A 26,118-nucleotide genomic window follows, 5' to 3' on the forward strand; every position below is an offset into this window, starting at 1 on the left:
GTTGATGCAGTGTGCTTAGACTAATAGGGTGATTTTTGTAGGAATTAAGTCAACTGGGTGAGGAGCTAAATTCTGCCAAAATTGCCTTGATTTTTTCTAAATCTATTCTCAGGTCGTACCAAGCTGGTTCCTCTTGAAACAGTCCATCTGCGCGCTGAATGGCTTCCCCAATCACATAGCGATAATTTAAGTCCACAAACTCGCTGATCACTTTGTAGCAGACTGGTCGATAAGCAATCGATAGCAATTCAAGAACCCAGGTTCCAGGCGAGGCAAACACTAAATTAGTTAGCCCAGCCCCATGGGGCGCAACCACCACTTCCGCAGTGGCAAACATGGCTACTTGTTTCAACAATGGCAGTGTTTCCAGTTCAACAATCTCAAATCCTTCGGCTATAAGAAACTCCATCACTTCTGTCTCATTGAGCAACCGCCGGTAACTTGCTTTACTGCGTGTGATATAGATTTTTTTGGCTGACTTGTCAGCGCCCAAGGGATGAATAGACAAGCTGCTTGTTTCCCTAGCCAGATGGTTCTCTGTGGGTTGAGCGTCTGTGGCTTGTAATTCCACACTGCCAGTGATCGCCGTCAATTCCTGCGGCTGTAAGGCGCGGCTCAAGAACGTATTTCGCAAAAAATTACAGGCATAGCGTGTGATGCCGTTCATATAGGACGGTACTAGGACAGACTCAAAACATAAGACTGCTTGGTTGCCTGTTTCTATTACTTTGCTAGCTTCGATGCCAAGCAAACTTAAGGATTCTTTGTGAAACGGGTGATTGATTTTGTCAAAAACAAAATAATCAATTTTATCAAGAGCATTCTTGTCCTGATAAAACTTTTCTTTGTATCTGCCAATTCTAGGCAAGATATCAAACATCCAGTGATAGTAATTTTCTCCGCATAAAGTAGACAGAATCAATGCTTTTCCTGGCTGAACTTCTGGCCAATCAGGTGCAAATTTTTCCCATATCAGAGTTGATAGCTTGCCACTACAAGTTTCCACTAGAAACTTTTTCTCATGATTTAAAATTGCAACGGCTTGTGATTCAATCCAAACCATGGCTGCCTTAAGCTCAAAGCAATCACCTAATTGGGGGTTAAGTGTTAATGCTCCGTCATCTTGATTAGATGAATTTTGGGGCAATGCTGTTGACCAAACAAGGCTATCGTCACAGGAAATAATTTGACTAAAGCGATGCAAGAGCGAGGGAGTTAAGTCATGCTGAGAGCAGAAATCAAACCAATCTTGGCGCTGATGGTCAACACCCAGGCGCTTGATCGCCTGATAGGCTACATCCGAGCCAGGATTGGTTGCTAGCAGATGCAAATAGCCTTCAATGGCCGCCTCCCATCGTCCTTGTTGTTCCAAGCACTGCGATCGAAGTTGCCATAAATCACCTGCCCCAGGAGAAACCTTCAAACCGCGATCGCAAACGGCAACTGCGTCCTCTAGCTGTGCCAAATATTTATGCAGCCGAGCCAGGCACAGATAGCTGTGATGCCAATTAGGATCTAGTAAAATCGCCTGTTCATAGGCCCGTAAGGCAGCAGCAAAATGACTTTGAGTTAACAGCAAGGTTGCTAGATTGACATAGAGCGTGGCTTGCTCTGGAAAAACTTGAATGGCCTGCTGATAAACAGTGATTGCTTCCGGCACAGCTTCTTGTTCGGTGAGTATTTTGGCTAAGAAGTTGTAGCCATCTAACCATTCGGGACAGGCATCTAGTTTTTGGCAATAGTGAGAAACTATGGCAAATACCTGTTCTTGATCAGTCAAAGCTTTCGCTTGGGCAATTTTCTCGCCTAAACTACTGATTTTCATAACGCCATTCTACTGATTGGGTTGGACTGTATTGCTGAAGCTCATCAACATACGATACATCTATAGCCAGCTTTTGCTCATCGATCTCACTTTGGGTTGGCTATTTTCCACAGCTCTATCACGCTACCCCTGAACAACGCACCCAGTGGCGACCCATTGGCGACGGCGTTGGGATGCACTAGGGAGCAGCCGCGACATAGCAGCGGTGCGTAGGGCGAAAAACCCACCTCGGGAACCTGCGAACCGTTGCCCTACGCACCCTACGGCAGAATTGGGGATTAAGCTAAAATCCAACTCAGCTCGCAAGCCTAACGCGATCGCCCAAGACAATTTCTATGGCCAAAGATCTATTTCACCAAGCCGTTCGGAACGCATTAGAAAAAGAGAATTGGTTTATTACGGATGATCCCCTGAGTCTCAAGCTCGGCGGCGTTGATTTGTATATCGACTTGGGGGCAGAAAAGCTGCTAGCAGCAGAACGCGCCGGCCAGAAGATTGCTGTAGAAATTAAAACCTTTGGCGGACGATCCGAAATTGCTGAGTTTCATTTAGCACTCGGTCAATTTTTAAACTATCGATTAGCCTTACAAGTCGGCGATCCCGATCGGGAACTCTTCCTGGCTGTTCCCCAAGTTATTTATGAAAGCTTCTTTACGCTTGAATTTATTAAAATGTCGATTACGAATTACCAAATCAAACTGTTAGTTTATGAACCCGCAACGGAGACCATTGCCCTATGGAAAAACTAGCGACCTATCGGCAATACGTCAAAGAAGTGCTGAACGATTTTTGCGAATTTCGTCGCAACGCTTCCATTCGTCCCGAAGCCAGGGCGATCGCCGTTAACCCCATCTTTGATGAAGCCAACGATCGCTATGCCGTCGTCATTGATGGCTGGACAACCAAGCGACGCGACTATGGCCTGATCATGCACATCGACATCAAAAGCAGCAGCCCAGAGGATGCCAAAATTTGGGTTCAATACAACGGCACAGAAGTCGAAATCGTGCAACAACTGCTTGATCTCGGCGTACCCAAGGAAGATTTGGTGCTGGGCTACCATCACCCCAGCATCCGCTCCTTCACTGAATTTGCCCTAGGTTAGAGGTTGATGGATTGCTGCATTCTTGGAGGAAACCATGCCAGACACCCTCGCGATCGCCCAATCCTTCCTCAGCCTGCGCCAGGTCGAAACGCGCTTTCAGCTCAACCCCACCGTTGACCCCGCCTTCTTTGCCGAAGCAACCGCCGCCCAAACTGCCCAAATCACCCTCAGCCCAGCAGAACGCCAAACCCTCGATCGCATTCGTGCCAGCTATCGCTACAGCAGTGCCGAAGGAGATTTGACCGAAGCAACGGTGAACTTATTGTTGGTTTCGCCGTTGCTGTATCTCGCAGGATTTTGCGATCCGCCCTTTCGGCTCCAAGCAGAAGCCAGCGTCGAAATTGTTTTGGACGATCGCAATGAACGCTACACCGGGCGAATTGATACATTGGTGATTTGCCAAGACTTGTGGGTGGCGATCGTTGAGTCAAAACGCACCCGATTTGCCGCTTCAACGGGCATTCCCCAAGCCTTAGCCTATGCCTGTGCCAACCCCGATCGAGATCGCCCCCTGTTTGCGCTAGTCACCAATGGCGATAACTTTTTATTTTTGAAAATCCAAGGCAATCACTACGCGATTTCCAGTGATTTTTCAATCTATTCCCAACCAGAAAATGGACTCTATGGCGTATTGCGACTCTTAAAGTCCATTGCCTCACAGGTCGAGGAGATTCGCGTCTAACCACCCTGCCAAAACCCAACAGTGCCACAACATCCAAACTGCGATCGATCGCCCTCAGCATTCTAAAGATCGGTTGTTTGGTTATATCGATGCTGGGAGGAAACCGCGCCAGCAGGCTGCTTCACTGCCTGATCGCCCGATTGATCGTAAAGTTTTCGTTACAATAGACCCTCAAGACCGCCCCAATTGCCATCGGGGTTTGGTTTTCGCCGGGGACTTGCCCCTTAATAATCCAAGCGATCGACGCATTCCCGGTCTCGGGTCGATCGCCCTTCAAAATTTCCCATTGCCATGACTGCCACCACCGATCGCCGCCCACAGCAACCTTTTCCGCTGCCGAATCCTAATGACCTGCTGAAGCTGGCCTATCAGACGTTTCAGCAGGGCAAGGGAGCTTTTAGCTTGGCCCACAAGCAAATGAACACGCGGGTTTTGAATGCGATCAAACCCCTGCCCCAACGAAATCAAAGCCTGCCGCCGGAGGTGTTCCAGTTGTTGCAGCGCCGGATGCAAACGCTGCTGGAAACCGATTGGCAGGATGTGGAGCGGGGGGTTTATGGGCCCGAGTTGGTGTTTGAAAATGCTTGGGATGAGTTCCTGAAGTTCTATCCGTTGGTGATTTGGGATGGTTTCCAAACTTGGATGCGCCTGTCGGAAAAGCGCTTTCAGGAGTTTTCGCCCTCGATCGACACCAACGGTTATCCGAAGTATTACCTACAAAATTTCCACTACCAAACCGATGGCTATCTGAGCGATTGGTCTGCGAATTTGTACGATTTGCAGGTGGAGTTGCTGTTTAACGGGACGGCGGATGCGATGCGGCGGCGGGTGTTGGCCCTGATCGCCCAGGGGGCACGCGCTTTCCCAGAAGTGACGGGGCGCGATCTGCGGGTGCTGGATGTGGCTTGCGGGACGGGGCGCACCCTGCGATTCATTCGATCGATTCTGCCCAAGGCGGCGCTGTTTGGGCTGGATCTGTCGCCGGCCTATCTGCGCAAGGCGAATCAAATGTTGTCGCAACAGCCCGGTGAGCTGCCCCAACTCGCCCAGGGCCAAGGGGAAGCGCTGCCCTACGTGGATGACTATTTCCACGTCACCACCAGCACATTCCTGTTCCACGAGTTGCCGGGGCCGGTGCGCTCCCAGGTGATCCAAGAGCTGTTCCGGGTGACGAAGCCGGGGGGCACGGTGGTGCTGTGCGATTCAATTCAGGCGGCCGATGCGCCGGAACTGGAGCCGGTGTTGGCAGGGTTCCCGGCGGCGTTCCATGAACCGTTCTATCGCCACTACATCACGGATGATTTGGTGGCCTATTTGGACAAGGCCGGGTTTGAGCAGGTGGAAACCTCAACCCATTTCCTGAGCAAATATTGGGTGGCCCGGAAGCCGAGCGATCGCCCTGAAAATCCTGAAAATTAAGATCCCGAATATCCAGCAATAGAGGTTCAGCATCAGACGCTCAGCAATAGACGTTCAGCAATAGACGTTCAGTATCAGTTGCATCGATCGAACGTTGCGACCACACTGGATGGGGTGGGCATGGGGCGATCGGGCGGCTGGCCTGTGGCCAGTTGCTCGGCTCCTGCGGGGCGAAATCCCCTCCAGCCCGCTAACCTGACTCAACACTTGACTTAGATCTATGACAACGGCGGCGGAAGAAGCTTTGTTGGACGTAGCAGAAGGGCCCACCAGCGCGATCGAGACGATCGAAACGGTGATCTCCAGCTTGGCCACAGAAAACAGCGCCATGGTTAATCGCAGCGGCGGATCGTCCCTTTGGCGGTTTCAATACGGCTCGGTGGAGGTCTATGTGCAACTGACGGGCGAAACCGACGATGACACTTTGACGGTGTGGTCATCGGTGTTGAATCTGCCGGCGAAGGATGAGGCCGGGTTGCTGAAAAAACTGATGGCGGCTAATTGGTTGAGCACCTTTGAGGCCCGCTATGCGATCGCGGAAAATTCCGTGGTGGTGACCACAACCCGCACGGTGGCGGAACTGTCGCCGGGGGAAATTTCCCGATCGATCACGCTGGTGGCTTCGATCGCCGATGACAATGACGAAGCACTGCAAGCGGAATTTGGTTAAAGCGGCTTTTGCTGGCGAGTTGTGGGGCCGCGATTGATACAGCCTTTACCTAGAATGATTGGCACGCCAATTGCAGATGCCATGAAGCAACGGTTTGGTGGGCAGTGCCCACCCTACGGGTGACTGTCCTTAGTAATCGAGGTAAGGGCTGTGTATCCACAAATTGAGGCTATTCACCAATTGAGGCCATGGGCGATCGCTGGCGACTGATCCCAACCCTGAACGAATCCGGCGCGGTGCAAATGGCCATCGATCGCTGGTTGTTTGAGCAGCATGTTCAAGCAGCGGGCCCGCCGGTTCTGCGGTTTTATACCTGGTCGGAACCCACCATTTCTCTGGGGTTCCATCAACGGCGTTACCCGGCCGCTTGGGAACAGTTGCAATGGGCCGATCGCCCAATTCCCCTGGTGCGGCGGCCCACGGGGGGCCGGGCCGTGCTCCATGGGGATGATCTCACCTATGCGGTCATTGGCTCCCAGTTCGGCAGCCGTCGGGATGCCTATTGCCGAATTTGTCGATTTTTGATTGCGGGTTGGCAGGCTCTGGGGGTGGAGTTGCGGTTTGGCGAGGGGCGATCGGTCGGTTTGCGTAACCAAGCCAACTGTTTTGCGCTGGCCACCGATGCGGATTTGGTGCTGGCTGACGGCGGCGAAAAGTTAATCGGCAGCGCTCAATATTTGCGAGGCGCGGCGGTGTTGCAACATGGTTCGATCGCCCTGCATCCCAACCGATCGCTCCATGGCCAGATCTTTGGCACGGAGCCGCTGGAACCCCGGTTGCCGCCCCTGTCCCGATCGCACCTGGTGGCGACCCTGACCCAGGCGGCTCGGGATACGTTCTCGATCGAGCTGGAGGAACAGCCCTTGAGCGATCGGGAATGGGCGGCCATTCGGGCCCTGGCCCAGGAACAGGAGTTGCCCGATCGTTCCCGGGCCGATCGCTAATGCCGTGGTCAATTGCCGTAATCAATCGGTACGCTCAGACAATACGCTCAATACGCTCAAACAGCATTAACAATTTCCCCCAACCCAGCGCCCTCATCTCCGTCCAGCGTTATCGTGGATTTAGCAGAGAGATTGCAACGCCTGTCGTTGTCCTCGCGATGGTTTCCTCCACCCGCCTTCCGGATCTCAAGCCTGAATACGATCGCCTCTGGGAAACTTGCCAAATCCGCTCCAACTGGCAAGCCAGGGCCAAACAAGCAGCCGATCGCGCTTTGAAGTTTCGATCGCGCTATGGGGCCATTGAGACTGCGATCCAAGTGCCCTGGTGGTTTGTGGCGGCGATTCACAACCTAGAGTCCACCTGTGACTTTCGCTGCCATTTACACAACGGGCAACCCCTCAGCCAGCGCACCACGATCGAGCCGATCGGGCGGGGCCCCTTCAAAACTTGGGAAGAAAGTGCGATCGATGCCCTCACCCTCAAGGAGTTTGACGGCCCGCGCGTGAAGGATCGTTCCTTGGGGGCTTGGCTGTGGCGAGCCGAACGGTTCAACGGCTTTGGCTATCGGCTCTATCGCCCCACGGTGCTCACGCCCTATCTGTGGAGCGGGAGCAATCACTATCAAGCGGGAAAATATGTGGCCGATGGCAAGTTCGATCCCCAAGCGGTATCGGAACAAGTGGGGGTGGCGGTGTTGTGGAAGGCCCTTGAGGCTATGGGGGCGATCGACCTGCCTTGAGAGGCGGTTAAGTCGGGTTTGTTAACGATCGTGGCAATCAGGAATTTCGCCGTAGAGTCCCGTTGTTGGTTATGGTTCCACCAGGAATCGCGAGAAGTTGCCTAGAGTTGCTGCCATGACTGTTTCGGCCCCGTCCCCCTTGCCTGACCTCGATCACCTGACCCTGCGCCAACAGATTGCCCAAATGGTTGTTGTGCGGGCTTCGGGCTTTCTGTTTGATGCCCAAATTCGCTATCCCGCTTGGGAGCCGATCGCCTCGGTGCTGGAATCTTGGATCCAGGAGTTGGGCGTGGGGGGCGTGATTCTGCTGGGTGGGGGCGCGGCAGAGGTGGCGCTGCGAACCCATGAGTTTCAACGGTGGGCCCCCGTGCCTCTGCTGATTGCGGCGGATATTGAAGAGGGCGTGGGGCAGCGGTTTGGGGGAGCCACCCAAGGGCCGCCCCTGATGGCCCTCGGCGCGTTGGCACAGCAGGACTTACCCCAAGCGCTGACCTTGGCCCACAACTTGGGAGCCATGACGGCAGCGGAAGCCCAAGCGATCGGGCTGAATTGGTTGCTGGGGCCGGTGGTGGATGTGAATAACAACCCGGCTAATCCGGTGATTAATGTGCGATCGTTTGGGGACGATCCGCAATTGGTCGGGCAACTGGCCGCGGCCTTCATCGCCGGGGCCCATCAGTTCCCGATTTTGACGGCGGCCAAGCATTTTCCGGGCCATGGCGACACGGCGATCGATTCCCATTTGTCTCTGCCGGTGATTCCCCACGATCGCCCACGATTGAACGCGATCGAGCTGCCTCCCTTTAGGGCGGCGATCGAGGCCGGTGTGGATGCGGTGATGAGTGCCCATTTGCAAATTCCCGCCCTTGATGCCCAACTGCCCGCCACCCTGTCGCGATCGATTTTGACCCAGTTGCTGCGGCAAGACTTGGGCTTTGGGGGGCTAATTGTGACCGATGCGCTGGTGATGGGGGCGATCGCTCGGCACTATGGGGCCAATGAAGCGCCCGTGATGGCCGTGGAAGCGGGGGCTGATATTTTGTTGATGCCGGTGGATCCCCCGGGGGCGATCGAGGCCGTGGCCCAGGCTGTGGAGGCGGGACGCATTTCCCCGGAGCGGATTCGGGAATCGGTGGCGCGGATTTGGCAAGCCAAGGGCAAGGTTTTTCAGGCGGCCGATCGACAGGCGGCCGATGCTCCCCCCAGCGCGATCGACCTGCGGGGACAACTGGGCCAGCCTCAGTACCAGGCCACCGTGACGGCCATTTTGGAGGGCAGTTTGGGCGGCGGTAACGGGGTGTTGGCCCTGCCCCGATCGCCCGAGACACCCGAAACGTCCGATCGCACCTTGGCCCAGGAAGCCTTGGAAAATTTGGGCACTTTGGCGGAGCTGACCCCCGAGGCGGCGATCGATTCCCCGGCCGATACGCCAACCCAGCGCCCGATCGCCCGCAATTTGATCGTGGTGGATGACGCGATCGCCAGTGACTTCCTGGGGCAATTTGTCCCGGCGATCGCCTGGCCGCGCCAGTGGGGCATCGGGCAACTGCAAATTGTGGACAGCTACAGCCCGGTGGACTTCGGGGCGATCGGTTCCCTGGCGGCCCAGCAACCCACCCTTTTGCAAATTTTTGCCCGGGGCAATCCCTTCCGAGGCAGTGCCAACCTCACCCAAGGGGCGATCGCTTGGCTGAAAGCCCTTCAAGAATCCCACCAATTAGCGGGCGTGATTTTATACGGCAGTCCTTACCTGCTAGAAACCATGCGGCCGCTGTTGGGGTCAAAAATTCCCTACCGATTCAGCTATGGCCAAATGCCCCGGGCCCAAGCGATCGCCCTGGGCAGCCTGTTCAATCAAGCGATGCCCTAATTGCCTTGCCAATCGCCATCGACCCGGCAAAACACTATGATGAGAATGAGACGCGCGAATGATGAACTAGAGCCTTATGCCGATCGCGAATAGCAAGCTCGTTTTAGGTGCGGCGGCCACAACGGTGGCTGCTGTGACTCTGACAGGCGCGGGCATTCACCTTTCGCAAGGTCATGCTTTCTTCCAAGAAAACCCGAAGGAAGTGATCGACGAGGTTTGGCAAATTGTCGATCGGCTCTATGTGGATGGCACCTTCAACCAGGTGGACTGGCAAGCAGTGCGCCAAGATTATTTGAACCGCGACTATACCCAACCCGAAGCGGCCTACAAAGCGATTCGGGAAATGCTGGAAAAACTCGGCGATCCTTACACTCGCTTCATGGATCCCGATGAATTCCGCAACATGCAAATCGACACCTCCGGTGAACTGACGGGGGTGGGATTGCAGTTGGGTGAAGACAAGAAAACCAAGGAATTGGTCGTTGTTTCCCCGATCGATGGCTCCCCGGCGGCCAAGGCGGGCATTTTGTCGAAGGATAAAATCCTGAGCATTGACGGCAAATCCACCAAGGGGATGGATATTAACCAAGCCGTGAAGCTGATTCGCGGCCCGGTGGGAACCACGGTGGTGTTGACCCTGCAACGGGGCGATCGCACCATGACTTACACGATCGAGCGGGCCCGTATTGAGCTGCATCCGGTGAGTTTCAGCGAGCGGCCCAAAGACGGCACAGCCCCGATCGGCTATATTCGCCTGACCCAATTCAGCGCCAACGCTGCCACGGAAATGCGCGAAGCCATCCAAAAGCTAGAATCCCAAAACGTTTCTGGCTATGTGTTGGATTTACGCTCCAATCCCGGTGGCTTGCTGTATGCCAGCATTGACATCGCGCGGATGTGGATGAATGAGGGGGCGATCGTGTCCACGGTCGATCGCAACGGCGAGACCGATCGCCAACAGGCCAACCGCACCGCCCTCACGAACAAACCCCTCGTGGTTTTGGTGGATGGGGGGTCTGCCAGCGCCAGTGAAATTCTGTCTGGAGCTTTGCAGGACAATCAACGCGCTGTTTTGATTGGTACAAAAACCTTTGGGAAAGGGTTGGTGCAGTCAGTCCGGAACCTGGGCGATGGTTCCGGGATGGCGGTGACGGTGGCTAAGTATTTGACTCCCAGCGGTCGCGACATCAACAAACACGGGATCGATCCCGATATCAAGGTGGAATTGACCGATCAACAACGGGAGTTCCTGAGTGAAAACCGCGACAAAATTGGCACGCTAGAAGATGCCCAATACGCGAAGGCTTTGGAAGTGTTGCAAGGGAAAATTGCCAAGCTGAAGGATGGTGAAAATGCTGGAGCCAGCGCCGCTACTGCTCCCCGATAGCTGATTAGATCTTTGAGGAAGCAAGCTGCTGTTCATCAACGGGCGATCGGCTCGTTGACTGGTCAATTGGGTGATTAATTAATTAATTGGCTGATTGGCAATTTCGGTAATTAGGGTTAATCAGCAGATTGAAGATGTTGATGGAAGTGCCGGGATTCTATATTGTGCGCTGTGCAGACGATCGCTGCGAAATTGTCCCGAGCGATCGCCTGGCCGATTTGCCCAATCCCCATCCAACGGGCGATCGGTGGGGCCCCTATGGTGAGCTGGCGGAGGCGATCGCCAAGCGCGTGGGGCTGATTCGTGCGGGTAAATGCAAACCCCAATAGGCACAGTTGGGCGATGTCGGTAGCCCATGACCCCAAACATTGATCCCCGAAATACTGCTCAGGCATCCTTTAAGATCAATATCTCGAACGTTCCGGTAGTTCTCATTCATGACCGACTTTGCGACTCCCCAGCCGATCGGAAAGGTTTATTTGGTGGGGGCGGGGCCTGGCGATCCGGGCTTGCTGACCCTGAAGGGAAAGACATTGCTCGAATTGGCCGATGTGGTGGTTTACGATGCGTTGGTGAGTGCCCCAATTCTGGCCATGATTAATCCCCAGGCGGAACGAATTGACGTGGGAAAACGCCGGGGCCGCCACTCAAAGTTGCAAGCAGAAACCACCCAATTACTGATTGAAAAAGCCCAGACAGCGGCGATCGTGGTGCGGCTGAAAGGGGGCGATCCCTTTGTGTTTGGCCGAGGGGGCGAGGAAATGCAAGATCTGTTGCGATCGGGTGTGCCGGTGGAGGTGGTGCCGGGCGTGACGGCTGGCATCGCTGCGCCGGCCTATGCGGGCATTCCCTTAACCCATCGCGACTACAGCTCATCGGTGGTGTTTGTGACGGGGCACGAGTCGGCGGGGAAATATCGCCCCCAGGTGAATTGGTCGGCGATCGCCCAAAGTGCTGAAACGATCGTGATCTATATGGGTGTGCATAACCTGAACCAGATTGTGCCCGCCTTGATTTCAGCGGGGCGATCGCCCACCGATCCCGTGGCGCTGATTCGGTGGGGAACCCGTCCTGAACAGGCGGAATTGGTGGCCACCTTAGAAACGGTGTGCGATCGAGTGACCGAAACGGGATTTTCTGCCCCGGCGATCGCCATCATTGGCCCCGTGGTGCAGTTCCGGGCAGATTTGGCCGCGATCGCAGCCCCGCAGCAGTTTCAAATTCCGCTGACTGGGTGGGAAATCTCAGAATCAGGGGTCGATTTTGCGCCGACAGGGGTAAAATAACAGGGCTTACCGGGAGAGGTGGCAGAGTGGTCGAATGCGCTCGACTTGAAATCGAGTGAGCCGCAAGGTTCCGTGGGTTCGAATCCCACCCTCTCCGTTGATCTTTATTCCCACCACCCTAATTCCCCCGACCGATCGATCAACGGCGGAATCAGGGTTTCAGGCGATTTGACGACACGCTCTAGCCCCATGGCCCTTCCAAGTGGCGGCTGGGGGCTGGGCATCACGGCGCGTCCGGGTGCAGCACCTCCACTTCTTCGCTCAGGTCATCGCCCCGATCGACCGCTGCCAGAATTTCAATTTCTTCGAGGGTTTGCCAGCCCGCTGCCCACAGATCACGGTTTTTGAGATTGCGCGCATCAATCCAAAACCGCGCATTGGGATCGCAGGAGGCCACCAGTTCCGCATAGACTCGATCGCCCTCGTTTTTGCGATTGTTCACCTGGAAATGTCGCCAACCGAAGGTGCGCTGGCGGGCCGTCCACTTGGAACCCAAGAGATGCGGAAATTTTTGCTTTTTAGCCATGGTTGCTCATGGGTGCTGAATCATGAATTGGGCAACCAGTTTAAACATTGGGCAATCAACTTAATCGGGCAGCCAACTTAATCGGGCAACCAACTTAATCGGGCAGCCAACCGCAGAGAATTTCCACGATCCGATCGCCCCGTAGGCGCAAGGTCAAAAAAGCCCCGTCATCGGTCAGGTAGCCCCAGCGATCGGAATCGCGCCAATTGGGTTCTCCGTAAACGGCCAGGATGCGGCTGGAGCGATCGCCCACCCGTACCCCTTCAGCCGTTCCCCAGTTAGGTCGCGTCGTCGTGATCATGGCCAACGCTCCATCACCAAAGCCCAAAATCAGGTTGGGGTAATACCAAGCCTCGTAGCGGTCATAGTTGCCAGGGGGCTGGTTTTGGGTGCGTTGGGGCCGGCCCAGTCGGGCCCGCACCCGTTGGGGATTGTCGCCCAAGCGCAGGCCATTGAACCCCAGCCGATCGCTCCGAATTTCTGCCGGTTGGTTCGGGGTGGCTTGGGCGAGTGGGCTAGGAGGCAAACCCGCGATCGCCGCCGGGGCGATCGCCCACTCCAGGCAAAGGGCCAAGACCAGGGCGATCGGGATCATAGGGGCTATGCGTCCGACTCAGGAGCGCGGCTAGGTTTCGGTTTCAAATCCACCAGCCGGATCGGAGCCTTGGGCGCAGGGGCCGGTTCTGGCTTGGTGGCGGGTTCCGCTGCTGCCGGGTTGTCTGGCGTTTCCGGGGCGATCGCCTCGGGGCTGGCCTGGGCTGCGGTTGATTCGCTTGATTCGCTTGATTCGCTTGATTCGCTTGATTCGCTTGAGTCAGTCGGTGCGATCGATTCTGCGGCTTCCGGGGCGGTGGGCTGCTCGGTTGGCTCCGGGCTGGACTCCGCGATCGGCTCCGGCTCTGCATCCCAGTGGGGATAAAGCTGGGCATGACGGGCGATCGCCTCGGTCATCACCGTGGCCTTGTTTTCCAACATTTCGCCCCGATGATTTTCCAGCACCGCTGTTGAAAGGGCGATCCGTCCCTTCCACTCATCAATTTCCATAATCACGGCCCGGATCCTTTCGCCCTGGCTGAACAGATCCTCGATCGAGGCCACATGGGCTTGGCTCATTTGCTTGACATGCAGCAGCCCTGTGTTGCCCTCAAAGCTCACAAACACGCCAAAGGGGCGAATCCCGGTGATTTTACCTTCAATGAGTTGGTTCACCTTCAGGCGTGCCATCAGGCCGACCTTGGCCGCTTCCCGGTTCGAGAGCACCAGTTTTTTGGCATTGCGGTTCACCTCGATCGGCACGACGGTCAAGGTTTGGCCCACCAACGAGTCCAAATCCTCCCGCTCCACCAGGTGCGATCGGGGAATGAACCCCCGCAAGCCCATCACGGCCGCCGTTACGCCGCCTTTGTTGACCCCATTCACACGCGCGGCGATCGCCTGTTTTTCCTCTTGGGCCTTGGCCAACTCTTTCCAGGCCTGATCCAACACCATTTGTCGAATCGAAATGGTCACCTGACCATCTGCGTTGGCTTCCTTGAGCACAATGAACTCGCGCTCCACATTGGGCGGCAACAGGTTTTGCAGTTCCTCAGCGCCCGAGGGTTCGCGCATGGCGGCTTCGCGCACCGGCAAAAACGCAGCGGATTTGCCGCCAATGTCTACATAAACCCCGTCGTTGGCGTACTCAAAGGGTTTGCCCTTGACCCGTTGCCCCGCCTCAAAAGAGACGGTTTTTTCGTCGAGGGCAGCCATGAAGTCCTCCATGGAAAAGGAGGGAGCAGCGGGTTTTGCGGCCATGATGGGTTTAATCAGCAAATAACAAGTCAAAAATCCGAGCCGGACGGGCGATCGCGCCGTGATTGGCTCCATCCCCTCACTATAGCTGAGGGGCGATCTTCCGGGGTCAGCGGGCATCTCTGATCAAGACATGGATTAAGACATGCGGGTTGATCCAGGACGCTCCTGATCCGGCTCTGGTCACCTGCTGCCGATCGCGCTGCCAATCGACCGGATCGGTTAGCCGATCGAACGCCTAAGGGCCCATCGCGGTAAGCTGGAAAGCCGAAGCGCCGATCGCGATCGCAGCCGTTTGAACTTGACCTCCCCGAATGCAAAACTTCCGCAACTACTACGCAATTCTCGGTGTTGCCAAAGAGGCCAGCGGCGACGAAATTAAACGGGCCTTCCGGCGACTGGCTCGGCAATATCACCCCGACCTGAACCCCGGAAACAAGGAAGCCGAAGAGCGATTCAAGGACATTGGCGAAGCCTACGAGGTACTTTCGGACACAACCAAGCGGGCCCAATACGACGAATACAGCAAATTTTGGAAACAGAAGGGATTCCAAAATGCCCGGCGGGCAGCGGCAGGACGCACCTGGGGCGATCGCTCCGAATCTCGGGTGGCCGACAACCTGGACTACAGCGAGTTTATTGACTTCAATAGCTTTGTCGATCGGCTGTTGAATCGACGCGGCGAACCGACGGCCCCACCCCAGCCCGGCAATCGAGATTACTACCGGCCCGGCACAACCCGCACGGCCTATACCGTGAAGCCACCGGTTGCCCGGGATGCGGAAGCACGGTTAACCATTCCCCTGGAAAAGGCCTTCAGTGGCGGCCGGGAACGAATTCGACTAGAAGACGGCCGATCGCTGGAGGTGAACATGCCGCCAGGGTTGGTGACTGGCCAGCGGATCCGCCTCAAAAATCAGGGAATTAATGGGGGTGATTTGTTCTTGAAAATCACCGTCGCCCCCCACGACTTTTTCCGGCTGGAGGGGGTCGATCTCTATTGCGAAGTACCAGTCACCCCCAGCGAGGCGGTGTTGGGCAGCGCGATCGAAGTACCGACCTTGGATGGGATGGTGAAGATGAACCTGCCGCGCGGGGTGCGCCACGGCCAGCGGCTGCGTCTGTCGAATAAGGGCTATCCGATCAACCGCGATCGCCGGGGCGATCAAATTGTGGAAATCCAAATCGCTACGCCAACCCAATTGAGCACTGATGAGTTGGCGTTGTATGAGCAATTACGGGCGATCGAGTCGTTCGACCCCAGAGCCAACCTGCCCATTTAAGAGCAAGGTTTGAGTGGCCGGTGCGATGGGCAATGCCCACCTGTTAATCGCTTTATGGCATCTGTTTCATGACTTGCCGATCGTTTTAGATCAATGCTTGAGGTGAAGGCGATCAGGCCGTATCGATCGATTGGGCCTAGATATCACCAAATTCCTGACCGCTGCCCGTCCAGTTGAAATCCGTGATCCGCAGTTGCAGGGAGCCGGATTGGCGCTCTGGATCAACGCGCAACAGCAGACCATAGGTGCGGCGGCTATATTCCAGGGTGTAGTTACTGTCGATCCGTTCGCCCGTATCAACGTTGTAGACCTGCTGGAAGCCAACCCGGAAGGGGCCATAAACTTGCTGAGTGAGGCCAACGACCACCACCCGCGCATCCCCGACGCGATCGAACAGGAACGGTGAGGAACCATGCCGCCAGTTTTCGATGTAGCCCAAGGTGAAGGCTGTGTAGTCTAGCCAAGGACGGGAAAAATGGCCCAACTGTCCCTGGAGGACGATCGAGCCGGTGAGCACGTTTTGATAGTCGCCGCTGCTGTAGTTTTGCCAAACCATTTGCAAGCGAGGAACCAGCACAATGCTCGGCCGCAGGGCCACGGGACTGTAGCGCAGGCCGGCTTCGGGTGTGGCCGGCAAAGCTTCGCCACGCCACAGGACGATCGGGCGGGCCACTGCAATGGCCATTTGGGTGCGATCGAGGGTGATTCGATCGTCCGTGTTGCGGCTGGGTTCATCAATCAAATTACCAAAGTCCGATTGGGCATTGATGTTTTGGTAGCCCAATTGGTAGTTGGCAATGAAGCCGGTGTTGCCAATCCGGATTTGGGGCGAGGCAAAAACGGCCCCGATGCTGCGTTGCACGGTGCGGAACCCAAAGGAACCGTTAAACAACCGATCGCGATAGCTATATTCCAGGGTGAGGGAGTGGGGGCCCCAACCGGTGGGGATGATTTGATTAAGCCGAACGCTGCCTCGGAAGTCATCTTCAAAGCGATCAGGATCGAGCGTCACGGCCCGCACCACACCCAGCAGGGAAGTGGTGGGGGACAGTTGCGCTGTCAGTCGAGCCTGCAAACCCAACACATCCAGCCCGATCGGCCCGTTGGCTTGTTCGTCAAATAGGGCCCGCTGGATCAGGTATTGAGGCGTGACCCGCAGACGAACTCGGGGCGTGCGAATTACGTCGAACTGCCGTTGAATGTATAGCCCGCCTCGATCTTCACCGTCGTAGCGAATTTCAAAGGGCTGGGGCGGCCGTTCCCGGCGATCGATCACCGTTCGGCGCACCAACAGGGGCAGGGTGAAGCGATTGTCAAACACCACCCTGGGGCGATCGGCAATTAGCTCATCCCGCAAGGGTGACAAGCGCCGCAGCCGGGCCCGATCGGCCCGAATTTCCGTTTCCGGGGGCGAGAAGGGATCATTGGTGATCCGCACGTTTTGGGCCACCCAGCCATTGGGGTCAAAATCGACCCGATCGGCCTGGAAGCGGAAGTTTTGCACCTCGCCCACCTGGCCCGGCGGCGGATCCAATAGCCCAAAATTGCCCGTGCCCACTTGCAGCCCAAATTGACCCGTTTGGCGCACATCCCGCAGCGGCTCATTGGCCGAAATGCGATCGCTCAAGGGGCGATCGAGGGCGGGATTATAGGGCCCGGCGGTGATCACCTCTGCCGGGGCAAAGTCTTCGCCAGTGGTGGGCTGGAAAATTTCGCCGTAGCTCTCAAACAGGGAACCATCCCCCTGCACCAGGTTGTATTCCATCCTTGCACCCCGAATCACCTGCTGGCCACGGGTGAGGGCTACGTTGCCTTCTGCAAGGGCAATTCGATTATCAAGGCTGACCTGGAGTCGATCGGCATTGATCACGGCTCCTTGGTAACGCATGGTGACGTTGCCGATCGCGATGAAAATTTGTCGAACCGAGTCGAATTCCTGCCGATCGGCCGTTACCTCAATCGCCCCGATCGCGCCGGGGGGCAAATTGGGCAACTCTGGCCGCGGGGGCCGGCCGCCACCGGGTCGATCGGTTCGATTCGGTGAATTGTTGGGGTCGCCCGCATTCACCGGTTGGGGCGGTCGATCGGGGTCGATCGGTCGCTCCGTCGGCTGCGGATCCGTGGGGGATGGGGGTTGATCGCTCGATCGCGGCGGGAATGGTGGATCGCTCGTGGCTGGCTCGGGAGGCGGTATCTCCGGCCCCTCGGTTCCATTGGGTGGTTCGGTCACCGGCCCTGGCCCTTCCCGAGGAAACAGGGGTGGCACATTCCGCAGGGGATCCTCATCGGGATTGTCTGCCCGGAGCTGTTGCCCAGCGCCTTGAGCATTGGGTTGGTTCGTTGGATCCTGAGCGGCGTAGACCGTTGCTCCCTCAGTGGTAGATCCCTCAGTTGTGGATCCAACTGCTGTGGATCCCCCGAGTCGGCCAGGGTTGGCGGCTGACGGTCGATCGGTGGACTGGGTTAATTGGGGGGGCGTTGTTTGATCGCGAGTGGGTCTTGCCCAGCGACGCAGTGGCGGCAATCCAGCCGGCGGGTTCTTCCCGTTACTGGTGGCAGTTGTCCGCTCTTCGGCCTGTGGGCGGGGCGGGTTTTGTCGGTTGGGCGGATCCACTTGTCGATCGATTTGTCGATCGATATGAATCAAGGCCCGATTCGGCCCCAACTGGTCGGCGGCCCGTCGGTCTTGGCGGTGCTGTTGCCGAAAATCTCGCAAGGATCCGGGCCGCAAGCTGCGAGCCGGCCGAGGCGGCAGAGATCCTAACCGGCGCAGGGGAACCGACGCGGGGGCGGTTGAATTTGGCTCAGGGGGGCGATCGCCCTCGGCGGCCGTCGGCTCAGTTTCCCGCGTTACAGCCACGTCCTGGACTAGCGGCGGCATCTCGGGCGGTAGCACCGGGTAGGGCATAAATCAGTCGTCCAATGGGCAAAAAATCACGACAATCAACCACACCATCGAGCCGGATCTCGATCGCAAGTAAACCATCCAGCCGGCCACTACTCAGCCCCAAACAATCCCTTGGGTGAGCGTGCTTGCGTGGTCATTGTACTGGGGATATGGCAAGAGATGCCGCCATTGGGATCCTTGCTGCCACACACAAAAACTCAGCGTAGCAAACTGGTCGCTATCGCTGAGTTTCATCATCAACACAAGGAGCAGGATTGAAGCTCGGAATTGCGATCGCGCCGATGGACAACCCATCGATGGCTAGCGATGGCATTCCAAAATCCAGCCCAGGTTTATTCAAAATCGCGACGGTTGGGGTTCCGGGCCGGGTCGTTGGACAGAAAACCAAACACAAACAGGCCAATGAAGAACGAGACAACAACGTATACAGTGATTTTAAGCGCCAGCATTTGTATTGCTCCGAACGAGGAAAGAGGCTTGGGCAGCCAAGTTGTGGGGCAAGCCGGGACAAAGGCCAACGCGATAGCGGAGTTGCTAACGGTGACTCAGTGCCGACGGGGGCCCACAGGGGCACTGTCGAATCGCGATCGAACGCTTGGCTAAGGCAGCCCCGATCGAACACGACGCGATAGCCCCCCTATGATACCAATCGGTTGATACCAAATCTGTTCACTGTTAATTAGCCCTCCTAATTTGAATCTGTTTTGAATCTGTCCCGATCGCACCCCACTGCACCTTCCACGGAGCGAGCTGCCTGGTTGGCCTGGTCGCGGGTTCCGGATGTGGGCCCTGTGCTCTTGCAGCGGCTCCAGCGGGCCTTCGGTTCCTTGGCCGCCGCTTGGCAGGCAGCGCCCGGGGACTTAACCCCCATCGAAGGCATCGGCCCCCAACGGCTGGCGAAGATCCTGGCCGGGCGATCGGCGATCGACCCTGAGCAGCTCTTGGCCGATTGGACTCAAAAAAATCCCCAGTTTTGGACTCCCGCCGATCCAGACTATCCCCAACTGCTGCGGGAGTTGCCAGATTTCCCAGCTCTGTTGTATTACCGAGGCCAACCCCACCCGGCGGAACTTCAGGGAACGCAACCTCTGGTGGCGATTGTGGGCACGCGCCAACCGTCGGACTATGGCCAGCGATGGACTAATCGGCTCACCACCTGTCTCACCAAAGCGGGGTTTGGCATTGTTTCTGGGTTGGCAGAGGGGGTGGATGCGGAAAGCCATCGTGCTTGTTTGGCGGCGGGTGGGCGCACCATTGCCGTTTTGGGAACCGGGGTCGATCGGGTCTATCCCACGGGCAACCGCGATCTCTATGGTCGAATTGTGGGCGCGTTTGACTATCCCGGCTCCGGGTTTGCCCTCAGTGAATATCCCAGCGGCACGGGGCCCGATCGCGCCCACTTTCCACGCCGTAACCGAATTGTGGCGGGGCTGGCGCGGGCAACCATCGTGATTGAAGGCGGCGAGCGATCGGGAGCATTGATCACTGCAAACCAAGCGGCCGACTATGGCCGAGATGTTTATGTGTTGCCCGGGTCATTGGACATGCCCCTTTCGGCCGGTTGCCTGAAGCTGATTAACAGCGGGGCGCAGGTCATTTTGAGCGAAAACCATCTGTTGGATTGTTTGGGGGCCCTGCCCCAGCTCGATCGGGCGGAGTCCGCCACTGTCATTGAAACCGCCCGATCGCCCGTTCCGGGGCCCGCTGCTTCTGGGCCAACCCCAACGGCCAAGCCGGCCGTCGCCCCAACGCCGCCACCACCAAACTTGGCTCCGGCTCCGGCTGCCGTTTTGCGGGCGATCGACCCAACCCCCACGGCCCTGGATGCGATCGTGGCGGCCAGCGGCCTCAGTCCCGGAAACGTGATGGCTGCCCTTACGGAATTGGAGCTATTGGGCCTGGTGGAAAACTTGCCGGGAATGCGCTACCGCCGAGCTTAAGCCTGAGTGGCGGTTCAATAGCCCAAGGGGTGATCCGTAACCATCGCAGGATTGAGAATCACAACCGGGAATCAGTAGCCGATCGGTTTGGGTTCGGTGGGTTGTTGTCCCTCACCCGTGGCCGGTGGCAACGCTGCGGGCATGTTGGGCGATCGGCCGGTGGCTTCCGTCGTGTTGGCGGGCTTCAGGAAAATCAGTTGTTTCGGTGGGGGGGGTTGCAAGGTGGAGTCGGTCGCCGCCGCTTGGCGGGCCACCTTGTCTTTCAACACCTCCAGGGCCACGCGCAAATCTCGTTCTTGGCGCTGAAGACTTTGGAGTTTGCGATAGTCCATTGTCCAAGCCTGTTGCAACTGCACCGTTTGGGCATAAACCAACACGGCCAGAGCGATCGAAACCATTGCCGCAATGGCCGACCAACGCTGAATTCGCTTCAGGCGCTGAATGGGCCGCGGTAGTGGCGGCTTGGGCGGCAGGGGAGACACCTTGCGACTGCGGGCCGCCCGCCGCGATTGCCACAACGACAGCAGCGTCACCCGCGATCGGGAGGATCGGGGCGATCGGGCAGGGCGATCGGGGCGGGCCCGGCGAGCAGTCGGCATAGGGATGGAGATGAGGTTGATCGGGTTCGATCGGGGTTTAGTGGGTTCGATCGAGCTGTTTCAGGCAGAATCATGCTCGATCGAACCATGCTCTGAAGCCCTAGTCGATCGAGATAGTCGTGGGCCCGGCATTGCTGCTGGAGCTGGCACTGGCCGCACCGGTCAAGGGCGTGCGAAAGTCACGATAGAACTGATCGCGCCAGTCAAAGAAGCGAGCATAGGCCGGGTTGTCAGCAATGCCCGGAATGCCGCGCCCGCGCAGCCCGATCGGCACATCAAAGTAGGGCGTGCTGGGAATTTTCACCAACACACTTACCGCTGCCACCGCCACATCGGCCAGGGTGGGTTGACTGCCGGTCAGGTAGGGATTTGCTTCCAAAAGACTGCATAGACTTTCGATCGCGCGGCTGAGGTTGTCCTTAGCCTTTTTCAGCACCTCTGGCGTGAGACCCACACCGGCTCCCATCACCCCAAAAACCTCGCCGGGAATGAAGCCCACCAGGGTCTTCAACGGATCCGGCGTTTCATCCGGCAACAGGGCCGTGCGGTAGCCCGGATCTTGCCCCAGGGTTGCCAGAAAAACCTTGCGGGCATCGGCATAGAGCGAATCATCGGCCCAAGCTTCCAGCACCGTCGCCAAGGCCCGCTCGGCAGGATTGGGGGGCAACAGGGGGCGATCGGGATAGGCGCGATCGAGATAGTTCAAAATCGCGGTTGAGTCGGCAATCACCTCGTTGCCATCCTTCAGCAGGGGCACTTGGCGCTGGCCCGACAACCGAAAAACATCAATTTGCCCGACTCCGGGAGTCACTTCAACTTTGCGGTAGTCCAGGCTCTTGTAGTCCAGCGCAAGGCGCACCTTCTCGCAGTAAGCCGACAACTCAAATTGGTACAGTTCCAGCATGGTAGTTTGCGGCGTGGGTTCAAAGAGCCGATCGAATCGTTGCTCCCGTTAGCTCTTGGGCGATCGGGGAGCGTTTGATCGCAGTATAAGGCAAGGGTTTCGCCCTTTGGGGATTTGTCCTTGGTTTGCTGGGGGCGAAAAGACCCATTGAGTTTGGTGTTTTGGTCTTAATGAACCCGGCGCAATTTGGGTGCAATTTTTGGCGCAACTTTGGCGCAATTTTAAGGATCATCGGCTTGGGCCAGATCCTGCACTTGCTCGATCGACAAGCCCGTCACCCGGCTGACCGTTTCCGGATCCAGCGTTTTCAGCAGCTCGCGGGCAATTTCCAGTTCTCGCTGCTTTGCACCTAAGGTGATCCCCTCAGCACGCCCTGCTGCCAGCCCCTCAGCACGCCCTTCAGCCAGCCCTTCGGCTAGTCCTTCCGCAAGGCCCTCGTCCCGAGCGCTGAAGATTTGCCCTTGCATGACGCGCAGTCGATCGAGTTCCGCCTCAAAAAAGCGCAACTCCGCCGGAGACAGTTGACTTTCGTTGGCAATGTCTAGGGCTGACTGTAAATCATGATCGCTGGTCAATTCTGGAGGCGCTTGTTGCAACTCCCCGGCCCGTTGCAAGAAAAATAACCAGCGATCGACCAGCCCTTCTAAGTCCACCAAATCCTTACCAAATTTCGGTAATTCCACAAAAATCCAGCGCAATTGCGAGGTGCAAAGGGCGTGGGTTTCTTCATTCAGAATGCTGAACCGAGAAATGGGCAAGGACTGATCCACCTCTGGATCGTCGAATAAGATAAAGTCCGTGATGGTGACGGCAATCACGGGCCTCAAATCCCAATAATACTTACCCCGTCCCAGTTGGCTGGCATAGGCTTTGGTGGTGTTATACAAAATTCGCTGCATAAAGGCTTCCACCTTGGCCACCTGCATTTCAATAATCACGGTGGAGCCATCATCAAGCTGAGCTTTCACATCCAAAATGCTCAACTTAAAATCGGGAATTTCCGGTTGCTGATAGGGATCTAAAATTTCCAGATCCTGAATCCGCAGTTGCCCATCATAAATGAGGGCATTGAGCAGGCTTTTCAAGATGGGCCTGCTGTTAGGAGAAGCGAAGATTCGCTTAAAGCCAAAATCCGTTTTTGGGTCAATGAAGCCCATGGTTCACAGGGTGTTTTGCGATCGCTCATTACCAGCCTAAACCAGATGTCTGGGATCTGAATGACCGCTGGGGAAGTGGTGCTAGGGGGAAACGAAGGATCCCGAGGGGCCGATCGCCTGGCAAGATGGGCTAATCAACAGCACCATCAGCACAAACCCCTTCGTTTCGTTGCACTGAAATTGGCGCTAGGGTTGCTCTGGGTTGTTGTTCATGGGTTCATCGATGAACCCATGACTGATGGCGATCGACATTCGGTTCAACACCCTGGCCCCCTTTTCCAAACCTCCATGATGTCTGCGATCGCCCGGCTTCGACAGCTTTTGATTGACCCCGAGCCAGCCCGTTGGGTCGATCGGCTCTGGTGGATTGCCAGTGTTCTGTTCGGCTTGGGCTATGGCTTGGCTATCTTGCCGGAAGCCTTTGCGGATCCCTATGTGGTGGCCGATGACGGTCGGCAACATTTGTTCTGGATGCTGCGGCTCAGTCACCCGGATGCGTTTCCGGGCGATTGGATTGCGGATTATTTTGAGTCCGTTGCCCCCTGGGGGTTTCGAGCCATCTACTGGTTCCCGGAAGTGATGGATTGGGGAGCGGTGACGGCGGCCAAGGGGTGGCCGTTAATTCTCAGTGGCGCGATCGGGGGATTGGCTTGGGCCGTCACGCGAGCCATTTTGCCGGTTCCCTTTGCCGGTTTTGTGGCGGCGCTACTGTTTCTCCAAAACCTTTGGCTGAAGGACGATTTGGCTTCGGGCACGGCGCGGGCTTTTTTGAATCCCCTGTTTTTGATGGTGCTGTGGGCTTGGGTGAAGCGATCGCCCTGGGGGCTTTGTTTGGTGATCGGGCTGTTGGGGGGTTTTTATCCCCACTATGTTTTGGTGACGGCGGCCATGTTGACCCTGCGTTTAGCGATCGGGGTCTGGCGGCGGGAGGCCCATTGGCGCATTTGGGCGATCGGGTTGGGGGTTTGTGTGGCGGTGTTGCTGCCCTTTGCGGCCAATGCTTCTACCTTTGGCCCCACCATCACCGTTGATCAAGCACGTCAGTTGCCAGAATTTTTACCCAATGGGCGGTCGCGCTTTTTCTATGAAGATTTTGGGCGTTTTTGGCTGTCGGCGGGTCGCAGCGGCATTCAACCGCCGCTGGAGCCGCCTTTGCTGGTTTTGGGGTTGGGCTTGCCCCTGATTTGGCGCTGGCGCGATCGGTTTCCCCTCTGGTCTCAAGTGCGATCGGGCATTGAAGTTCTGCCGTTGTTGACCCTGGCCAGTTTCGGTTGCTTTGGGTTAGCCCACCTGTTGCTGTTTCGGTTGCACTTGCCCAGTCGCTACACCCAACATGGCCTGCGAGCGGTTTTGGCGATCGCCACAGCAATTGTGCTGGTGTTGCTGCTCGATCGGCTTTGGACTTGGGCCCAAGGACAGCGGCGACTCCTGGCTTGGGGTCTCACGCTCGGGGCGATCGGGCTGTTAGTTGCCTATCCGTTGGCCGTGCGCGGGTTCCCGAAAGCGAACTACGTGATCGGCCAGGCACCGGATCTCTATGAAATTTTGGCTGACTATCCAAACAACACGCGCATTGCCACCCTTTCCGGCGAAGCCAGCAACATCCCCACCTTTGCCGGTAAATCCGTTTTGGTGGGGGCCGAATTTGCAATTCCCTACCACTGGGGTTATTACCGCGAGTTTCGATCGCGTGTGGAGACCTTGCTGCGGGCCCAATACAGCCCTGATCTCAGCCTGTTGCAAGCCGCGATCGCCCAATATCAACCCACTCACTGGTTACTGGATCCAGGCGCGTTCGATCGCGACTATTTGGAAAATAATGACTGGTTACGGCAATACCAACCCGCCTATGGAGAAGCTCGGCGCTGGTTAGCCCGTGGCCAGCGATCGGCGCTGGCTCAACGGGTCGATCGCTGCTTGGCAGCTCAATCCCAAGAGGGACTCTTGCTCTTAGATGCCAACTGCTTGGCCCAAACGCTTCCCCCAACGGCCCCAGAATTACCCCCGATCGGGCAATGATGCAGATCTCAGCTCATTGGGCGCAGAAGCCGATAGACCAAGACGCTAGTAAATTTGCCCCAGAAACCTGTTGCAGAAAGCTTCTAGACAAGTTGCAGACAAGGGGCTTAAGCCCCTTGTCCCTCACGATTTCGCAACGGGTAAACAGGGATTTAACCCCCGGCTCCTCACGACTTCGCACCAGCAGGATTTAGACGATCGAGGATCTGATAACAGCTCCTCAGTGCCCTGCCTCAAAACCTAGAACGACGGCTGATGCCGAATCAGGTTCAGAAACTCTTCGCGGGTTTTTTGGTCTTCTTGGAACACACCCACCATGGCACTGGTCACCGTCCAAGAACCCGGCTTTTGTACCCCACGCATCGACATGCACATGTGGGTTCCCTCCATCACCACAGCCACCCCCCGAGGCTCCAGGACTTCTTGAATCGCTTCCGCCACTTGACGGGTTAGACGTTCTTGCACCTGCAAACGACGGGCATACATTTCCACAATCCGAGCCAACTTGCTCAAGCCCACCACCTTTTGGTTGGGAATGTAAGCCACATGGGCCCGGCCCATGAAGGGCAGCATATGGTGTTCGCAAAGACTGAAGAAGTTGATGTCGCGAACGAGAACCATTTCATTGTGGCCCTCATCAAAAATGGCCCCATTGACCAATGTTTCCAACGACATGTCATAGCCGCTGGTGAGGAAACGCATGGCCTCCGCCACCCGGTGCGGGGTTTTCAGCAGCCCTTCGCGACCGGGATCTTCACCAACCCCTAACAGAATCGTCCGTACCGCGTCCATCATGTCATCCTTGCTGACTGCTGGAGGCTGGTGCACTTGCACAGGTTGTCCGTCATGGGTGTTGCGATCGGGACGGGTTAAAAGCCCTTTGCCCTCGTCTTCCGTGGCTGAACTATTGGGATTAACCATCCCATTTGAGATCGCATTAGAGGCGGCGATAGTCATGATTGAAATAATGAGGGAAATCCTTCCAAGAAGAACTCGCAGTGCTCCAAACACTGAGTCTCTGTTAAAAAATGGTAATACTTTTTGGCGGCTGGCGGCGAAACCC

Annotated in this window: 24 protein-coding genes and 1 tRNA gene; 15 read left to right on the plus strand and 10 right to left on the minus strand. The window is 56.7% G+C overall.

The annotated features are described in order from the left end of the window. Positions 1 to 49 precede the first annotated feature (49 nt). Positions 50 to 1,825, minus strand: coding sequence for a glycosyltransferase family 61 protein (locus AMR42_RS01740; protein ID WP_099531748.1), 1,776 nt, complete (start codon positions 1,823 to 1,825; stop codon positions 50 to 52). A 335-nt stretch (positions 1,826 to 2,160) separates the two neighbouring features. Here AMR42_RS01740 and AMR42_RS01745 point away from each other — a divergent pair, with 335 nt between their 5' ends. From AMR42_RS01745 to AMR42_RS01800, 12 genes are all read left to right on the plus strand, one after another. Beyond that, positions 2,161 to 2,574 (plus strand): XisH family protein, encoded by a 414-nt coding sequence (locus AMR42_RS01745; RefSeq protein WP_099531749.1) that lies wholly within the window; start codon positions 2,161 to 2,163, stop codon positions 2,572 to 2,574. Then, on the plus strand, positions 2,562 to 2,930 hold the full coding sequence (locus tag AMR42_RS01750; protein ID WP_099531750.1) for a XisI protein: 369 nt from the start codon (positions 2,562 to 2,564) through the stop codon (positions 2,928 to 2,930). Before AMR42_RS01745 ends, AMR42_RS01750 begins: the two co-directional genes overlap by 13 nt. Before the next feature lie 34 nt (positions 2,931 to 2,964). Beyond that, the gene (locus AMR42_RS01755) at positions 2,965 to 3,612 is read left to right on the plus strand and encodes a type I restriction endonuclease subunit R (protein ID WP_099531751.1); all 648 of its coding nucleotides are present in this window, start codon (positions 2,965 to 2,967) and stop codon (positions 3,610 to 3,612) included. A 291-nt stretch (positions 3,613 to 3,903) separates the two neighbouring features. Further along, entirely contained in the window at positions 3,904 to 5,031 is a 1,128-nt protein-coding gene (locus AMR42_RS01760; RefSeq protein ID WP_099531752.1) for a class I SAM-dependent methyltransferase, read from the plus strand. Between the two features lie 220 nt (positions 5,032 to 5,251). Next, positions 5,252 to 5,701, plus strand: coding sequence for a YbjN domain-containing protein (locus AMR42_RS01765; RefSeq protein WP_099531753.1), 450 nt, complete (start codon positions 5,252 to 5,254; stop codon positions 5,699 to 5,701). A gap of 188 nt (positions 5,702 to 5,889) precedes the next feature. Further along, a complete protein-coding gene (locus AMR42_RS01770; RefSeq protein WP_099531754.1) occupies positions 5,890 to 6,645 on the plus strand; it encodes a biotin/lipoate A/B protein ligase family protein in 756 nt (251 codons plus the stop codon). A 158-nt stretch (positions 6,646 to 6,803) separates the two neighbouring features. Further along, the gene (locus tag AMR42_RS01775; RefSeq protein ID WP_099531755.1) at positions 6,804 to 7,385 is read left to right on the plus strand and encodes a hypothetical protein; all 582 of its coding nucleotides are present in this window, start codon (positions 6,804 to 6,806) and stop codon (positions 7,383 to 7,385) included. 115 nt (positions 7,386 to 7,500) lie between these two features. Then, positions 7,501 to 9,255: a glycoside hydrolase family 3 N-terminal domain-containing protein gene (locus AMR42_RS01780; RefSeq protein WP_099531756.1), complete on the plus strand. Its 1,755-nt coding sequence runs from the start codon at positions 7,501 to 7,503 to the stop codon at positions 9,253 to 9,255. A gap of 76 nt (positions 9,256 to 9,331) precedes the next feature. Further along, complete coding sequence (gene ctpC / locus AMR42_RS01785; protein ID WP_099531757.1) at positions 9,332 to 10,642, plus strand: carboxyl-terminal processing protease CtpC; 1,311 nt, start codon at positions 9,332 to 9,334, stop codon at positions 10,640 to 10,642. 134 nt (positions 10,643 to 10,776) lie between these two features. Then, complete coding sequence (locus AMR42_RS01790) at positions 10,777 to 10,971, plus strand: hypothetical protein (RefSeq protein ID WP_234406479.1); 195 nt, start codon at positions 10,777 to 10,779, stop codon at positions 10,969 to 10,971. A 108-nt stretch (positions 10,972 to 11,079) separates the two neighbouring features. After that, positions 11,080 to 11,928, plus strand: coding sequence for a uroporphyrinogen-III C-methyltransferase (gene cobA / locus AMR42_RS01795; RefSeq protein ID WP_099531758.1), 849 nt, complete (start codon positions 11,080 to 11,082; stop codon positions 11,926 to 11,928). A 12-nt stretch (positions 11,929 to 11,940) separates the two neighbouring features. Continuing rightward, positions 11,941 to 12,025 (plus strand) — tRNA-Ser (locus AMR42_RS01800). A gap of 126 nt (positions 12,026 to 12,151) precedes the next feature. On the opposite strand, the gene AMR42_RS01805 is transcribed toward AMR42_RS01800, so the two are convergent. The 3 genes from AMR42_RS01805 to AMR42_RS01815 all read right to left on the minus strand — a co-directional run bounded on the left by AMR42_RS01805 (position 12,152) and on the right by AMR42_RS01815 (position 14,365). Next, the gene (locus tag AMR42_RS01805; RefSeq protein ID WP_099531759.1) at positions 12,152 to 12,454 is read right to left on the minus strand and encodes a TIGR02450 family Trp-rich protein; all 303 of its coding nucleotides are present in this window, start codon (positions 12,452 to 12,454) and stop codon (positions 12,152 to 12,154) included. A gap of 94 nt (positions 12,455 to 12,548) precedes the next feature. Beyond that, entirely contained in the window at positions 12,549 to 13,049 is a 501-nt protein-coding gene (locus AMR42_RS01810) for a hypothetical protein (RefSeq protein WP_099531760.1), read from the minus strand. A 5-nt stretch (positions 13,050 to 13,054) separates the two neighbouring features. Next, the gene (locus tag AMR42_RS01815; protein WP_234406481.1) at positions 13,055 to 14,365 is read right to left on the minus strand and encodes a S1 RNA-binding domain-containing protein; all 1,311 of its coding nucleotides are present in this window, start codon (positions 14,363 to 14,365) and stop codon (positions 13,055 to 13,057) included. A gap of 194 nt (positions 14,366 to 14,559) precedes the next feature. Here AMR42_RS01815 and AMR42_RS01820 point away from each other — a divergent pair, with 194 nt between their 5' ends. Then, the gene (locus AMR42_RS01820) at positions 14,560 to 15,528 is read left to right on the plus strand and encodes a DnaJ C-terminal domain-containing protein (protein ID WP_099531761.1); all 969 of its coding nucleotides are present in this window, start codon (positions 14,560 to 14,562) and stop codon (positions 15,526 to 15,528) included. A gap of 136 nt (positions 15,529 to 15,664) precedes the next feature. Here AMR42_RS01820 and AMR42_RS01825 read toward each other — a convergent pair whose 3' ends face one another. Next, complete coding sequence (locus tag AMR42_RS01825; RefSeq protein ID WP_099531762.1) at positions 15,665 to 18,436, minus strand: DUF3769 domain-containing protein; 2,772 nt, start codon at positions 18,434 to 18,436, stop codon at positions 15,665 to 15,667. Between the two features lie 332 nt (positions 18,437 to 18,768). Further along, complete coding sequence (locus AMR42_RS01830) at positions 18,769 to 18,885, minus strand: photosystem II reaction center protein I (RefSeq protein ID WP_099531763.1); 117 nt, start codon at positions 18,883 to 18,885, stop codon at positions 18,769 to 18,771. 255 nt (positions 18,886 to 19,140) lie between these two features. Here AMR42_RS01830 and dprA point away from each other — a divergent pair, with 255 nt between their 5' ends. Then, positions 19,141 to 20,376 (plus strand): DNA-processing protein DprA, encoded by a 1,236-nt coding sequence (dprA, locus tag AMR42_RS01835; protein WP_234406484.1) that lies wholly within the window; start codon positions 19,141 to 19,143, stop codon positions 20,374 to 20,376. A gap of 71 nt (positions 20,377 to 20,447) precedes the next feature. On the opposite strand, the gene AMR42_RS01840 is transcribed toward dprA, so the two are convergent. The 3 genes from AMR42_RS01840 to AMR42_RS01850 all read right to left on the minus strand — a co-directional run bounded on the left by AMR42_RS01840 (position 20,448) and on the right by AMR42_RS01850 (position 23,036). Further along, positions 20,448 to 20,975, minus strand: a complete 528-nt coding sequence (locus AMR42_RS01840; protein WP_099531764.1) for a hypothetical protein — start codon at positions 20,973 to 20,975, stop codon at positions 20,448 to 20,450. 100 nt (positions 20,976 to 21,075) lie between these two features. Continuing rightward, the gene (locus AMR42_RS01845; protein ID WP_099531765.1) at positions 21,076 to 21,879 is read right to left on the minus strand and encodes a glutathione S-transferase family protein; all 804 of its coding nucleotides are present in this window, start codon (positions 21,877 to 21,879) and stop codon (positions 21,076 to 21,078) included. Between the two features lie 221 nt (positions 21,880 to 22,100). Further along, on the minus strand, positions 22,101 to 23,036 hold the full coding sequence (locus tag AMR42_RS01850; protein WP_099531766.1) for an Rpn family recombination-promoting nuclease/putative transposase: 936 nt from the start codon (positions 23,034 to 23,036) through the stop codon (positions 22,101 to 22,103). Positions 23,037 to 23,324: 288 nt separating this feature from the next. On the opposite strand from AMR42_RS01850, the gene AMR42_RS01855 reads away from it, so the two are divergent. Then, complete coding sequence (locus AMR42_RS01855; RefSeq protein ID WP_143472892.1) at positions 23,325 to 25,055, plus strand: hypothetical protein; 1,731 nt, start codon at positions 23,325 to 23,327, stop codon at positions 25,053 to 25,055. A 240-nt stretch (positions 25,056 to 25,295) separates the two neighbouring features. Here the strand turns inward: AMR42_RS01855 and folE are convergent, their stop codons facing one another. Further along, on the minus strand, positions 25,296 to 26,012 hold the full coding sequence (gene folE / locus AMR42_RS01860) for a GTP cyclohydrolase I FolE (protein ID WP_099531768.1): 717 nt from the start codon (positions 26,010 to 26,012) through the stop codon (positions 25,296 to 25,298). Positions 26,013 to 26,118: the final 106 nt, after the last annotated feature.

The organism is Limnothrix sp. PR1529 (assembly GCF_002742025.1).
GTDB lineage: Bacteria > Cyanobacteriota > Cyanobacteriia > CACIAM-69d > CACIAM-69d > CACIAM-69d.